At 72.6% G+C, this 13118-nt stretch carries 12 protein-coding genes; 4 read left to right on the top strand and 8 right to left on the bottom strand.

Annotation, left to right across the window (positions count from 1 at the left end; all coding sequences use genetic code 11):
* Positions 1 to 91: 91 nt before the first annotated feature.
* From AB0B66_RS38185 to AB0B66_RS38170, 4 genes are all read left to right on the top strand, one after another.
* A complete protein-coding gene (locus AB0B66_RS38185) occupies positions 92 to 865 on the top strand; it encodes an ATP-binding cassette domain-containing protein (RefSeq protein WP_360539573.1) in 774 nt (257 codons plus the stop codon).
* A 113-nt stretch (positions 866 to 978) separates the two neighbouring features.
* Positions 979 to 2124, top strand: coding sequence for an ABC transporter permease (locus tag AB0B66_RS38180; protein ID WP_360539571.1), 1146 nt, complete (start codon positions 979 to 981; stop codon positions 2122 to 2124).
* Between the two features lie 28 nt (positions 2125 to 2152).
* Positions 2153 to 3328: an ROK family transcriptional regulator gene (locus tag AB0B66_RS38175; RefSeq protein ID WP_203692170.1), complete on the top strand. Its 1176-nt coding sequence runs from the start codon at positions 2153 to 2155 to the stop codon at positions 3326 to 3328.
* A gap of 67 nt (positions 3329 to 3395) precedes the next feature.
* Positions 3396 to 4400 (top strand): DNA adenine methylase, encoded by a 1005-nt coding sequence (locus AB0B66_RS38170; RefSeq protein ID WP_360539532.1) that lies wholly within the window; start codon positions 3396 to 3398, stop codon positions 4398 to 4400.
* A gap of 35 nt (positions 4401 to 4435) precedes the next feature.
* Here the strand turns inward: AB0B66_RS38170 and AB0B66_RS38165 are convergent, their stop codons facing one another.
* The 8 genes from AB0B66_RS38165 to tsaB form a co-directional block, all read right to left on the bottom strand.
* Positions 4436 to 6175 carry an ABC transporter ATP-binding protein gene (locus tag AB0B66_RS38165; protein WP_360539530.1) on the bottom strand — a complete coding sequence of 580 codons (1740 nt, stop codon included), beginning with the start codon at positions 6173 to 6175 and terminating at the stop codon, positions 4436 to 4438.
* A 25-nt stretch (positions 6176 to 6200) separates the two neighbouring features.
* Positions 6201 to 7904: an ABC transporter ATP-binding protein gene (locus AB0B66_RS38160; protein WP_360539528.1), complete on the bottom strand. Its 1704-nt coding sequence runs from the start codon at positions 7902 to 7904 to the stop codon at positions 6201 to 6203.
* A 55-nt stretch (positions 7905 to 7959) separates the two neighbouring features.
* Positions 7960 to 8649, bottom strand: coding sequence for an HAD family hydrolase (locus AB0B66_RS38155; RefSeq protein ID WP_360539526.1), 690 nt, complete (start codon positions 8647 to 8649; stop codon positions 7960 to 7962).
* A 58-nt stretch (positions 8650 to 8707) separates the two neighbouring features.
* The gene (locus tag AB0B66_RS38150) at positions 8708 to 10330 is read right to left on the bottom strand and encodes an alkaline phosphatase D family protein (RefSeq protein ID WP_360539524.1); all 1623 of its coding nucleotides are present in this window, start codon (positions 10328 to 10330) and stop codon (positions 8708 to 8710) included.
* A gap of 184 nt (positions 10331 to 10514) precedes the next feature.
* A complete protein-coding gene (locus tag AB0B66_RS38145; protein WP_360539522.1) occupies positions 10515 to 10769 on the bottom strand; it encodes a hypothetical protein in 255 nt (84 codons plus the stop codon).
* Positions 10770 to 10795: 26 nt separating this feature from the next.
* Entirely contained in the window at positions 10796 to 11845 is a 1050-nt protein-coding gene (gene tsaD / locus AB0B66_RS38140) for a tRNA (adenosine(37)-N6)-threonylcarbamoyltransferase complex transferase subunit TsaD (protein ID WP_360539520.1), read from the bottom strand.
* A complete protein-coding gene (gene rimI / locus AB0B66_RS38135; RefSeq protein WP_360539518.1) occupies positions 11842 to 12285 on the bottom strand; it encodes a ribosomal protein S18-alanine N-acetyltransferase in 444 nt (147 codons plus the stop codon). Before rimI ends, tsaD begins: the two co-directional genes overlap by 4 nt.
* On the bottom strand, positions 12282 to 12959 hold the full coding sequence (gene tsaB / locus AB0B66_RS38130; protein WP_360539516.1) for a tRNA (adenosine(37)-N6)-threonylcarbamoyltransferase complex dimerization subunit type 1 TsaB: 678 nt from the start codon (positions 12957 to 12959) through the stop codon (positions 12282 to 12284). The genes rimI and tsaB overlap by 4 nt, the downstream gene beginning before the upstream one ends.
* Positions 12960 to 13118: the final 159 nt, after the last annotated feature.

The raw sequence follows: 13118 nt of genomic DNA, 5'->3' as shown, positions 1-13118 counted from the left end.
GATTGATCGACCGGAATGTGGTCCCTGGGGGTCGCAAGGCACCCAGGGACCACATCTGTGGAACAGGCAGTAACCCCTCGAACGGAGCGCCCTGATGGGAACCCCTCTACTCGAACTGCGTGGAATCAACAAGAGCTTCGGCCCGGTGCAGGTGCTGCGGGACGTCGCCTTCCAGGTCCACCCAGGCGAGGTAACCGCACTCGTCGGCGACAACGGCGCCGGCAAGTCAACGCTGGTCAAGTGCATCGGCGGGATCTACCCCATCGACTCAGGCGAATACCTGATGGAGGGTAAGCAGGTCCACGTCCACAACCCGCGCGACGCCGCGAGCCACGGCGTCGAGATCGTGTACCAGGATCTCGCCCTCTGCGACAACCTGGACATCGTTCAGAACATGTTCCTGGGCCGCGAGAAGAAGAGCGGCATGATCCTCGACGAGCCGACGATGGAGCAGCTCGCCCAGCAGACCCTGGCCGGCCTGTCGGTGCGTACCGTCAAGTCGGTCCGCCAGCAGGTGTCCAGCCTCTCCGGCGGCCAGCGGCAGACCGTGGCGATCGCCAAGGCCGTGCTCTGGAACAGCAAGCTGGTCATCCTCGACGAGCCCACCGCCGCCCTCGGCGTGGCGCAGACCCAGCAGGTGCTGGAACTGGTCCGCCGCCTGGCTGACAACGGTCTGGCCGTTGTGCTGATCTCCCACAACATGAACGACGTGTTCGCTGTCTCCGACCGCATCGCCGCGCTGTACCTGGGACGGATGGCGGCCCAGGTCAAGACGTCGGAAGTCACCCACTCGCAGGTGGTCGAGCTGATCACCTCCGGCCGCAGCGGCCAGCTGGGCCTCGTCGAGGAAGGAGCCGCAGCGTGAGCGCGACCACCACGAATTCGTACGAGGCGGCCAAGGTCGCCACCCCGGCCAAGGACGACGGCGGCCTCTGGGGTTACCTGCGCAGCTACGGGCAGCGGGTCCGCAGCGGCGACATGGGCGCGCTGCCGGCGGTGCTCGGCATCATCGTGCTGACGGTCGTCTTCTCGGCCGCCCGGCCGTCCTTCCTCACCCCGCTGAACTTCGCCAACCTGCTGACGCAGGCCGGGCCCATCGTCGTGCTCGGCATGGGCCTGGTCTTCGTGCTGCTGCTCGGCGAGATCGACCTCAGCGCCGGTTTCGCGTCGGGCGTCTGCGCCGCGGTGCTCGCGATCATGCTGACCACGAACGGCTACCCCTGGTACGTCGGCGTGGCCGCGGCGGTCGTCACCGGTGTCGTGATCGGCCTGCTGCTGGGCTTCCTGGTGGCGAAGGTCGGCATCCCCTCCTTCGTGGTCACCCTCGCGGGCTTCCTGGCCTTCCAGGGCACCGTGCTGTGGCTGCTCAAGGAGGGCACCAACATCTCGGTCCGCGACGAGATCATCATCTCGCTGGAGAACGAGTACATGCCGCCGATGGTCGGTTGGGCGCTGGGCGCGCTGACCGTGCTCGGTTTCGCCGCCACGCAGCTGATCCAGCAGCGCAACCGCCGCCGCCGCGGGCTGCCCGCGATGCTGTGGCAGGTCGTCGCCTTCCGGGTGATCGGCCTGGCGGTGCTGGTGGGCGTCGCGGTCGCCGTGCTGAACGAGGAGCGCAGCCGCAACCCGCTGTTCTCGCTCAAGGGCGTGCCGATCGTGGTGCCCGTGATCGGCGTGCTCCTGCTGCTGTGGACGTTCGTGCTGCGCCGGACCGCCTTCGGCCGCCACATCTACGCCGTCGGCGGCAACCGCGAGGCGGCCCGCCGCGCCGGTATCGCCGTGGACCGCATCCGCATCTCCGCGTTCGTCATCTGCTCCGCGATGGCGGCCGTCAGCGGCATCCTGGCCGCCAGCATGGCGCGCTCCGTCGACCCGAACACCGGCGGTTCGAACGTGCTGCTGTACGGCGTCGCGGCGGCGGTCATCGGCGGCACCAGCCTCTTCGGCGGCAAGGGCCGTGTCCTGGACGCGGTGCTCGGCGGCCTGGTGATCACGATGATCATCAACGGCATGGGCCTGGTCGGCTGGAGCTCGGCGTACAAGTACGTCGCCACCGGCATCGTGCTCCTGCTGGCGGCGAGCGTGGACGCCTTCTCGCGTCGGCGCGCGGCCGCGAGCAGCTGACCGACGTACGCCTGTAAACGGGAGAATCATGCGAGCGGGACCGAGCCAGGAGGAGATCCGGCGGCAGAACCTCGGCGCGTTGCTGCGGTTCGTGCACGTGCGCGGCTCTATCTCCCGTGCCGAGCTCACCTCCGAACTCGGTCTCAACCGCTCCACCATCGGCGCCCTCACCGCTGACCTGGCCGCTGTCGGCCTGGTCAGCGAGGAGGCGCCGCGCGAGACCGGCCGGGCCGGCCGGCCGTCACTGGTGGTCCGCCCGTCCTCGGACCTGGTCTACGCCTACGCCGCGAGCGTGGAGGTGGACCGGATCCGGGTGGCGCGGGTCGGGCTGGGCGGCGTCATCCTGGATCAGCGGGAGGCGCCGCGCCCGCGCGGCGAGGCCATCGAGGCGGTACGCCCGGTCGCCGACTTCGTCGCGCAGATGGCCGAGCAGGTCAAGCCGCAGGCCCGGTGCATCGGGGCCGGCATCGCCGTGTGCGGGCTGGTCCGCCGCGAGGACGGCCTGGTCCGGCTCGGGCCGCACCTGGGCTGGCTGGACGAGCCGCTCGGGCACGCCCTGCAGGACCGGCTGCCGGACCTGCTGCCGCAGGTCGCCGTCGGCAACGTGGCGGACCTGTGCGCGCTGGCCGAGCACACCCGCGGGGTCGCCGTGGGCTGCGACAACATCATCTACATGTACGGCGACGTCGGCGTCGGCGCGGGCATCATCGCCGGCGGCCGCCGGGTCACCGGGCACGGCGGCTACGGCGGCGAGGTCGGCCACATGGTCGTCAATCCGCACGGCCGCGCCTGCGGCTGCGGCTCCCGCGGCTGCTGGGAGACCGAGATCGGCGAGCACGCGCTGCTGCACGCCGCGGGCCGCGACACCGCCCAGGGCGCAGAGGCGGTGCTGGCCGTGGTCGAGGCCGCCGCCCGCGGGGACGCCACCGCCCAGGTCGCGGTACGCCAGGTCGGCGACTGGCTCGGCTTCGGCGTGGCGAACCTGGTCAACATCTTCAACCCGGAGCTGGTCATCTTCGGCGGCACGCTGCGAGACGTGTACCTGGCCGCGGCGGCGCAGGTGCGCAGCCGCCTGAACAGCATCGGCCTGCCCGCCACCCGCGAGCACGTCCGCCTGCGCACGCCCAAGCTGGGCGGCGACGCGGCCCTGCTGGGCGCTGCGGAACTCGCCTTCGAGCAGCTGCTCGCCGACCCGCTGGGCTGAATGCCGACACATATCCGCTGGTGTCATACCGGCGGGTAGCCGAAACCATCCAGCACAATGGATGGTCGTGCCGGCCCCTTTCCCGCCCCGCCGCCTGCCCAGCCTCGCCGACGTGCCGCACGCGATCCCGTACCAGGGCAGCAAGCGGCAGCTCGCGCACGCGATCGTGCCCCTGCTGCCGCCGGACACCGCGCGCCTGCTGGAGCCGTTCGCCGGGTCGGCCGCCGTCGCCATCGCCGCCAGGCACCTGCGCATCGGCCAGACCGCCGAGATCAGCGACGTGAACGAGCCGCTGATGCGGCTGTGGCAGCGGGTGCTGGCCGAGCCGGTGGCGCTCGCCGACGACTACGAACGGCTGTGGCACGAGCAGCTCGCCGACCCGAAGGCGTACTACGACGCGGTGCGCACCCGCTTCAACGAGACCCACGAGCCGCACTGCCTGCTCTACCTGCTCGCCCGCTGCGTCAAGGCGGCGGTGCGCTACAACCGCGAGGGCGGCTTCAACCAGGGACCGGACCGGCGGCGGCTGGGCGCGCGGCCCGCCGTGATGCGCGCCCGGCTGGCCGCCACCGCCCGCGTGCTGACCGGCTGCCGGGCGTACGCCGCCGACTACGCCGACGTGCTCGCCCAGGCCGGACCCGGCGACGTGGTCTACCTCGACCCGCCGTACGAGGGCGTGAGCCGGGCCCGGGACCACCGATACATGGCCGGGATGCCGCGCGAGGCGTTCGTGGCGCGGCTGCGCGAGGCGGTCGGCCGGGGCACCTCGTTCCTGCTGTCGTACGACGGGTTGTCCCGCGACCCCGCTGCGGGCGAGCGCAGCTACGGCGAGCCGCTGCCCGCCGACCTGGACCTGCTGCACCTGCACCTGGACGCGGGCACGTCGTCGCAGGGCACCCTCAACGGCCGGCCCGCCCGCACGATCGAGTCGCTGTACCTCTCCCCGGCCCTGGTCACCCGCCTCGGTGGCCCGGAGGCCGTACACGCCGCGCTGACCGGTGTGCCGGCACCGCCTCCCGACCTGTTAGACGTTGGCCTATCTCATCGAAAATCCGGCGCTCGGATTCGATGAGATAGGCCAACGTCGATGACAAACGGGGCAGGCGGTCAGGACTGCCAGGAGCGCCAGAGAGCGGCGTAGGAACCGTCGGCGGCCACCAGTTCGTCGTGCGAGCCCAGCTCCGCGATCCGCCCGTCCTCGACCACCGCGACCCGGTCCGCGTCGTGCGCCGAGAACAGCCGGTGCGCGATCGCGATCACGGTCCGCCCGTCGAGCACCGCCGCCAGCGACCGCTCCAGGTGCCGGGCCGCCCGCGGGTCGATCAGCGACGTCGCCTCGTCCAGCACCAGCGTGTGCGGGTCGGCCAGCACCAGCCGGGCCAGCGCGAGCTGCTGCGCCTGCGCGGGCGAGACCTCGTGCCGCCCGCCGCCGACCTCGGTGGACAGGCCATCGGGCAGCTCGTCCACCCAGTCCAGCGCGTCCACGGCGGCCAGCGCCTCGCGCAGCCGCTCCTCGGACGCGTCCGGCCGGGCCAGCGCCAGGTTGTCGCGCAGCGTGCCCATGAAGACGTGGTGCTCCTGGGTGACCAGCGCGACGTGCCCCCGCAACTCCTCCAGCGGCAGTTCGACCAGCGGCGCGCCGCCGACCGCGACGGTGCCGGTGCGCGGGCCGTCGATGCCCGCCAGCAGCCGGCCCAGGGTCGACTTGCCCGCGCCGGACGGTCCGACCATGGCCAGCCGCTCGCCGGGGGCGATGGACAGGTCCACGCCGTGCAGCACGTCGCGGCCCTCGACGTACGCGTAGCGCACGTCCGTCGCGGTCAGCCGCTCCGAGTCGGGGCGGGCGCCGGTGACCTCACGGTCGTCGCCGATCTCGGCCACGCCCAGCAGCCGGGCCAGCGACGTCGCGCCGACCTGCAGCTCGTCGGCCCAGCCGAGCAGGCGGTCGATCGGCTCGATCAGCTGCTGCACGTAGAACACGGCGGTGACGACGACCGCCAGCGGCACCCAGCCCTGGATGTAGAACCAGCCGCCGAGGAACAGGGTGGCCGCCACCGGCAGCGTGAAGCCCAGGTCGACGAACGGCCAGAAGAAGGTGCGCAGCCGCAGCGTGCCCCGCTCGGCCCGGTACTGCTCGCGCAGGTCGCGGTCGGTGCGGCCGATGCGGCGCGCGCCGGTGCGCAGCGCCTCGGTGGTGCGGGCGCCGTCGAAGGTCTCCGTGAGCCCGTCGATGACCTCAGAGGAGGCGGCGTTCTCGCGCAGGTAGGCCTTGGGCGCGCGGCGCAGGTACCAGCGGGCGCTGCCGATGATGATGGGCGCGCCGACCAGGCAGGGCAGCGCCATCAGCGGGGACAGCCAGACCAGTGCGGCGGCCGTCAGGATAAGCGTGACCAGGGCGATCAGCGTCTCCGGTACGCCGCGGCGCATGCTGTGCGACAGCTGCGCGACATCCCGGCTGGTACGGGTGACCAGGTCGCCGGTGCCCGCCCGCTCCACGGTCGACAGCGGGATGGCGAGCACCCGGTCGACGAACTCCTCGCGCAGCTCGGCCAGCACCCGCTCGCCCAGCGTCGCCGACGAGAACGCGGCGAACCTGGTCAGCACCGCCTGCACCAACACGAACGTCACGAGGCCGAGCGCGATGCCGTCGACCCCGGACACCGTCATGCCGTGCTGGATCCCACCGATCAGCTTGCCCAGCAGGTACGGCGTGACCAGCCCGGCGAGCGCGGCGAGCCCGTGCAGCAGCACCACCCGCGCGAGCGCCCCGGGGTGCCGTCCGAGCAGCCGGCGCGCGTACCGGCGCACCGCGGCCGCATCCGCGACCGGCAGCTGAACCCTGCTCATGCCCTTGTCCCCTTGTCGTACGTGTTCACGCGTCCACGCTCCGGGTCACGACGGCGCGGTAGCGGGGTTCGGCGGCCAGCAGGTCGCGGTGGGTGCCCTCGGCGACGACCTTGCCGTCCTCGACGAAGGCGACGTGGTCGGCCTGGTCCAGCAGCAGCGGACTGGTGCCGGCGAGCAGGGTCGTGCGGCCCTGGCGCGCGGGGCCGATGCGGCGCGCGATGCGGGCCTCGGTGTGCGCGTCGACGGCGCTGGTCGGCTCGACCATGATCAGGATCGGTGGGTCGGCCACCAGCGCGCGGGCCAGCCGCAGCCGCTGCTGCTGCCCGCCGGAGAACTCCCGGCCGCGCTCGGCGACGAACGCGTCGAGCCCGTCCGGCAGCGCGTCGAGGACCTCCTCGGCGCTGGCCGTACGCAGCGCGGACATGATCTGCTCGTCGCCGGCCGTCCCGGTGGGGTCGAGTTCCTCGCGCAGCGGGCCGCTGAACAGCCGGGCGTTGTTGTCTGCGACCAGGATGCGGGCGCGCACCTCGTCACGGGTCGCCGCGGACAGCGGCACGCCGCCCAGCGTGACCTCGCCCTCGGTGTACCGGCCAAGCCGGTCGGCGATCTCGATCGCGTCCTCGGGCCGGTCCGCGGCCAGCACGGTGAGCACGCCGGGTCGCAGCGACAGGCCGGACTTCACGTCGACCAGCGCGCCGTGCTCGGGCAGCGGCTGCGGCGACGAGGGAGCGGTGATCTCCGGCTCCAGCCGCAGCACCTTGAGCACCCGGCCCGCCGAGACGTGGCCCCGCGTCATCTTCTCCAGCATCTCCGCGAGCGTGCGCATCGGCATGACCAGGAACGCGGCGTACCCGTAGAAGCTGGCCAACTCGCCGGGCTGGATCTCACCGGCCACCGCCAGGCGCGCCCCGAGCCAGGTGACCAGCGCGAGGAACAGTCCCGGCATCAGCACCTGGATGGACTCCAGCAGCGAGTCGATGCGCGCCGCTCGTACGCCGGCTTCGCGCAGCTGCTGCGACTGGGTCCGGTATCGCTCGGCGAAGACCTGCTCGCCGCCGATGCCGCGCAGCACGCGCAGGCCGGCGACGATGTCCACGGCCCGGCCGGTGAGCGCGCCCTGCTGGTCGCGGTAGGCCTGCTGGCGGCGGTGCAGCGGCTTGATGAGCAGGCTCACCACCGCCATCTGGACCGGCACGCCGAGCAGCACGACCAGGCCGAGCTTGACCGACGCGGTCAGCAGGATGACCGTGACGGTGACCAGGCTGACGATGGCGGCCGAGCCGCGGGCGGTGATGTCGAGCGCGTTGCCGATGTGGCTGGTGTCGGCCGCGCCGATGGCGACGACCTCGCCGGTGGCCATGCGTTTGGGCAGCGTCGCGCCGAGGCGGTTGGCGTGCCGGACGACCGCCTGCACGGTGCGGAAGTTCGCCGACATCCAGTTGAACACCGCGTTGCGGTGCCGCATGATGCCGCTGCCCGCCTGCACCAGCCCCAGCAGCAGGAACGCCCCGGCCCAGCTGGCCAGGGCGGACGTGTCCTTGGTGGTGATGCCGGCGTCGATCGCCTTGCCGATGACCATGGGGATCAGCGCGCCCACCAGCATCCAGGTGATGCCGAAGAACATGCCGAAGCCGATGGTCCGGGACTGGCGCGAGGCCAGCCACCACAGATACCGGATGGCTGACCTGGTGTCGGGGGTGCCCGGATCGGGCAGAGGTAAGGAACGCATAGCGGAGCCGAACTTACTGGGCCGCCCCGGCGAACGCCACCGGTTTTCCCGGCATTCAGGCAGCCAGCAGGGCCGGTAGGTCACCCAGACGGTGGACGGTCTCCCCGTTCCAAGCCGGATCACTGTCGGCGTGCTCGACGGTGCGCACCACGCGCATGCCGAGCGCCGCGGCCGCGGCCAGCTCTCCCCCGTGTCCGTCGCCGACGTAGACGCACTCCTGCGGCGTGACCCCCAGGTCGCCGCACACCTTGAGGAACAGCACCGGGTCGGGCTTGGTCACCCCGAGCAGGCAGGAGAAACCGGCCACGTCGAAGCGCGGCGCCAGCGGCTGCTCCCGCCACAGCGTCACGGTCTCCGTCGAGCAGTTGGTGACCAGCCCCAGCGGATGGCCCGCGGCGCGCAGCCCGTCCAGCACCGACAGCACCCCGGGCGAGGGCCACAGCACCTCCCGGGTGAACCGCAGCCTGGCCACCTCCGCAAAGCGCACAGCCGTGTCCGTCGGCTCGCCGCCCAACCGGTAGGCCAGGGTGCGGATGGTCTCGCTCAACGTGCCGAACTCGCCGCGCATCCGGGCCAGCATGGTGCCCCGGAACAGCGTGGCGAACCGGTCGGCGTCCACGCCCAGCGCAACGGCCATGCGCCGACTGACCTCGTCGCGCTGGGCCGGTGTCCGATCCGGGATCAAGGTCTCGTAGAGGTCGAACAGGATCGCGCCCCGTCGTCGCGGCCTCCGGATGTCCAGCACGCGCAGAGGTTACCGGAGGGTGGGACGCTCGCGGCACCTCCGCAAGGCCGGGATCTCGTCACGGGCGTTCCGTCTCCGTCCACACCGTGTGGTCGGCCAGCTCCCGGGGTGCGAACGCCTGCGGGCCGGTGAACGGACGCAGGTAGCGCCGCTGCAGGCCGGGCACCCCGTCGGCGATCACGAAGCCCGCCTTGCGCTGGGCCGGCGCGCCGGCGCGGTGCACGTACGGCAGGGTCATGAAGTCGGCGGCCAGCTCGGCCGGGGTGACCGTGGCCCGCACGTAGCCGCGCTGGCCGTTGTACAGGTGCAGGTGCTTGTTGTGGGCCAGGAACGGGTGCGTCGCCGGGTCCGAGTCGAAGCCGTCGCCGCCTGTGGTCAGCGAGGTGCAGATCAGCTCCGAGCCGACGGCCGGCGCGTCCGGGTCGGCGAAGTCGAGTTTGACGTCGGCCGCCCAGTGCGCGTGCACGTCCCCGGTGAGCACCACCGCGTTGCGCACCTTCGCGTCGAGCCAGCCGCGCACCACCCGCTGCCGGGAGGCTGCGTACCCGTCCCAGGCGTCCTGGCTGGTGCTCAGCACCGGACCGGGATCGCGGTCGCGCTGCGAGAAGAAGACCTGCTGGGCCAGGATGTCCCAGGTCGCGCCGCTGCGCCGGAAGCCGTCGAGCAGCCACTTCTCCTGCGGCGCGCCGAGGATGGAGCGGGCCGGGTCCGTCGCGGCCGGGCAGTCCCGGTAGCCGTCGCCGCAGCCCTGGTCGTCGCGGTACTGCCGGGTGTCGAGCAGGTGGAAGGTGGCCAGCTTGCCCCAGCGCACACGGCGGTGCAGCGGCAGCGCCGTGCCGCGCGGCTGGCGGGCGTACCGCAGCGGCATGTTCTCCCAGTACGCCCGCATGGCCGCGGTGCGCCGCCGGTCGAAGCGCGGGTTGGGCCGCTCCGGCACCGGCCCCGCCCAGTTGTTGTCAACCTCGTGGTCGTCGAAGACCACCAGCCACGGCGCGACCGCGTGCGCCGCCTGCAGATCCGGGTCCAGTTTGTACTGCGCGAAACGCTGCCGGTAGTCGGCCAGTGTCTGCGTCTCCGGGCCGGCGTGGTCGCGCACGTTGCCGCTCGGGGCGTTGTAGACGTGCGCCGCGTACTCGTAGACGTAGTCGCCCAGATGCACGATCAGCTCCGGTTCGGACTCCGCGATCCGGCGGTAGCCGGTGAAGAAGCCGTGCTCGTACTGCGCACAGGACAGGAAGGCCAGGTTCAGGGCCGCCGGCAGGGTGGGCCTTGCCGGGGCGGTGCGGGTGCGGCCCACCGGGGAGACCCAGCGGTCGACGCCGAAGCGGTAGAAGTATTCCCGGCCGGGTTCCAGGCCCGTCGGCTCGGCGTGCACGCTGTGCGCCCAGGACGGCTCCGCCCAGCTCATACCGGACGCGACCGGCCGGGTGAAGCGCTCGTCGGGCGACACCTGCCACCAGACCTCGTACGCCCGGTCGGCCATGCCCCCGCGGCCGTCCTCGGCCATCGGCGTCACCGCCAGCCTGGTCCACAGCACGAAGCCGTCCGGGGTCGGGTCCCCCGAGGCCACACCCAGCGTGAACGGATCACTCGCCGGGCCTGTCGCGCTCGCCGGCCGCCCGAACAGCCCGGCCACGACCACGGCACCGCCGCCGAGCAGCACGCCACGACGCGAGACCATACGCACCCCTCCATGCCGGGGTGGCCCCCATCCTCACCCGCACCCGCCCGGGGACCGCAGCAGCCACGCCGAAACGGCGCACCACCACTCGCAAGATCGCCGTTTCAGGGCGATTCGTGGGGCGAGACCGCAGATCATGACCGGAACCGGCGATCATCACGGCCGGCCACGCCGAAGGCGCGGGTCAGCGGTCGACGGGGGCGAAGTCCCAGACGTGGGGCGAGCGGGCGGCGAGGCCCTCGGGCGGGTCGGCCAGCGGGCGGGGCTCGCCGCGCCAGCGCGAGATCACCACGACGCGCAGGTCGGTCGAGGAGAACACCTCGCTCGCGATGTGCAGCGGCTCGACCTCCAGCCGCGGCACCGCCTCCTCGCACACCCAGTCCAGCAGCTCGGTGAAGGTGCGCGGATAGGCGCGCACCTCCCACATACGCACGATCACGTCGTCGCCCTCAGCACCGGGCAAAGCTACACCCCGACGAGCGTGAGCGGCATCGCGGAGTCGGCCGCGAAGTCCAGCTTGGACGGTGCGGTGCCGGCGGCGACCAGATGCGACCCGAGCGCGGCCACCATGGCCCCGTTGTCGGTGCACAGCTTGGGCCGCGGCACCCGCACGGTGATGCCGTACTGCGCCGCGCGCTCGGCCGCCATCGCCTTGAGCCGCGAGTTCGCCGCCACGCCGCCGCCGATGACCAGCGTCTCGATGCCCTGGCTGCGACAGGCGTCGATGGCCTTGCGGGTCAGCACGTCGCAGACCGCGTCCTGGAAGCTCGCCGCGACGTCGTTGACCGGCACCGGCTCGCCGGAGCGCTGACGGGCCTCGACCCAGCGCGCCACGGCCGTCTTCAGTCCGGAGAAGGAGAAGTCGAACCGGTGCTCGACCAGGTCTTTCGGCCCGGTCAGGCCGCGCGGGAAGGTGATCGACAGCGGGTCGCCGTCGCGGGCGGCCTTGTCGATCGGCGGGCCGCCCGGGAACGGCATGCCCAGCAGCCGGGCCACCTTGTCGAAGGCCTCCCCGGCGGCGTCGTCGATGGTCGCGCCGAGCGGGGTCACCCCGCGGGCCAGGTCGTCGACCCGCAGCAGCGACGAGTGCCCGCCGGAGACCAGCAGCGCGATCGCGGGCTCGGGCAGCGGCCCGTGCTCCAGGGTGTCCACGGCGACGTGCGCCGCCAGGTGGTTCACGCCGTAGATCGGCTTCTCGGTGGCCAGCGCCAGGCCTTTAGCCCCGGCCACGCCTACCAGCAGCGCCCCGGCCAGGCCGGGTCCGGCGGTGACGGCGATCGCGTCGATGTCGGCCAGGGTCACCCCGGCCTCGTCCAGCGCCCGGTGCAGCGTCGGAACCAGCGCCTGCAGGTGCGCCCGACTGGCCACCTCCGGCACCACCCCGCCGAAGCGGGCGTGCTCGTCCACGCTGGACGCCAGCGCGTCGGCCAGCAGGGTGTGCCCCCGCACGATGCCCACACCGGTCTCGTCGCAGCTGCTCTCGATCCCCAAAACCAGAGGTTCGCTCGTGCTCACGCCTTCTCCTCCCGGCGCATCACCAGTGCGTCGGCGTTACTGGGTTGGTAGTAGCCCTTGCGGATGCCGATGACCTCGAAGCCGTAGGCGGCGTACAGCCGCTGCGCGGGCGCGTTGTCGGCGGCGACCTCCAGCAGCACCTGCTTCACCTGGTGCCGCCGGCCCTCGGCGAGCAGCGCCTCCAGTAGGGCCCGGCCGATGCCGCACCGCTGCGCGTCCCGGCGTACCGCGATGTTGTTGACCCAGCCCTCGCCCTGGCCGACGGCCAGCCCGGCGTAGCCGAGCACGGTGCCGTCGTCCTCGGTCGCGATCAGGTAGTGGTGGCCGTTGGCCAGCTCGTTCCAGAACATCGCCGCGGTCCACGCCTCCGCGCCGAACAGGTCGGCCTCGACCGGCAGCAGATCCTCGATCTGCCACCAGCGCAGCCGCTCGATCTTCATCGCTCGCTCGCGGACAGGGCCGGTTTGCGGGCGGACGGCTCGACCGCGTCGGGTCGGCGCAGGTAGAGCGGGGTCAGCGGCTCGGTCGGGGCGCCGTTGCGCACCCGCTGCGCCGCCAGCTCCACCAGCGCCGACGGGTCCGGGTAGAGCTGCTCGCCGGCGGGCAGGCCGAGCACGTCGGCGTACTTCACCGCGCCCTCGCCGACCGCGGCGGTCACCGCGAACTCCGCGAGCCGCGGCGCGACGTCGGCGGGCTTGTCCACGGCCGGGCCGGTCAGCGGGCTGCCGTCGGCGTACACCGCCCAGTAGACCTCGCGCCGCCGCGCGTCCGTCGCCACCAGAGCCCGGCCCGCGGTGCGCAGACCCAGCGCGTCCAGCGTGCAGACGCCGTACGCCGGGATGTTCAGCGCCATGGTCAGCGACGCCGCGGTGACCAGGCCGACCCGCAGCCCGGTGAACGGGCCCGGCCCGACCCCGGCGACCACCGCGGCCAGGTCGCGGGGTTTGACCCCGGCCTCGGCCAGCAGCGCGTCGATCTGCGGGGCGAGCAGCTCGCCGTGCGCGCGGCCGTCCACCGTCGCCCGCTGCGCCAGCACGGCCTGTCCCGACGGCTTCACCTCGGCCAGCGCGGCCGTCACCGCAGGCGTGGCCGTATCCAACACCAGCACCAACACGCCCTCCACCCTACTGTGCCCCCCGCCCCACCCTGATGATCATGAACCTATGGCACGGTTCAGCGGCGTGTCGCCGGCACAACTTCATGATCGATTTGGGTGGGGTTTGGGACCGGGCGCGGCCCTCGGGGGTCCTCGGCGTACTGCTGGGTAGGCTGG

It is taken from the genome of Catellatospora sp. NPDC049111 (genome assembly GCF_040648615.1).
Classification (GTDB): Bacteria; Actinomycetota; Actinomycetes; order Mycobacteriales; family Micromonosporaceae; genus Catellatospora; species Catellatospora aurea.
Note: the sequence above shows the minus strand (reverse complement) of the source record. Positions and strands in the feature narration are given on the sequence as shown.

What these genes read in the sequence shown, in the direction of transcription:
- AB0B66_RS38180 (WP_360539571.1), top strand. Translation starts at nt 979, where the DNA reads ATGGGCGCGCTGCCGGCGGTGCTCGGCATCATCGTGCTGACGGTCGTC.
- AB0B66_RS38175 (WP_203692170.1), top strand. Translation starts at nt 2,153, where the DNA reads ATGCGAGCGGGACCGAGCCAGGAGGAGATCCGGCGGCAGAACCTCGGC.
- AB0B66_RS38165 (WP_360539530.1), bottom strand. Translation starts at nt 6,175, where the DNA reads ATGAGCAGGGTTCAGCTGCCGGTCGCGGATGCGGCCGCGGTGCGCCGG.
- AB0B66_RS38160 (WP_360539528.1), bottom strand. Translation starts at nt 7,904, where the DNA reads ATGCGTTCCTTACCTCTGCCCGATCCGGGCACCCCCGACACCAGGTCA.
- AB0B66_RS38150 (WP_360539524.1), bottom strand. Translation starts at nt 10,330, where the DNA reads ATGGTCTCGCGTCGTGGCGTGCTGCTCGGCGGCGGTGCCGTGGTCGTG.
- rimI (WP_360539518.1), bottom strand. Translation starts at nt 12,285, where the DNA reads ATGAAGATCGAGCGGCTGCGCTGGTGGCAGATCGAGGATCTGCTGCCG.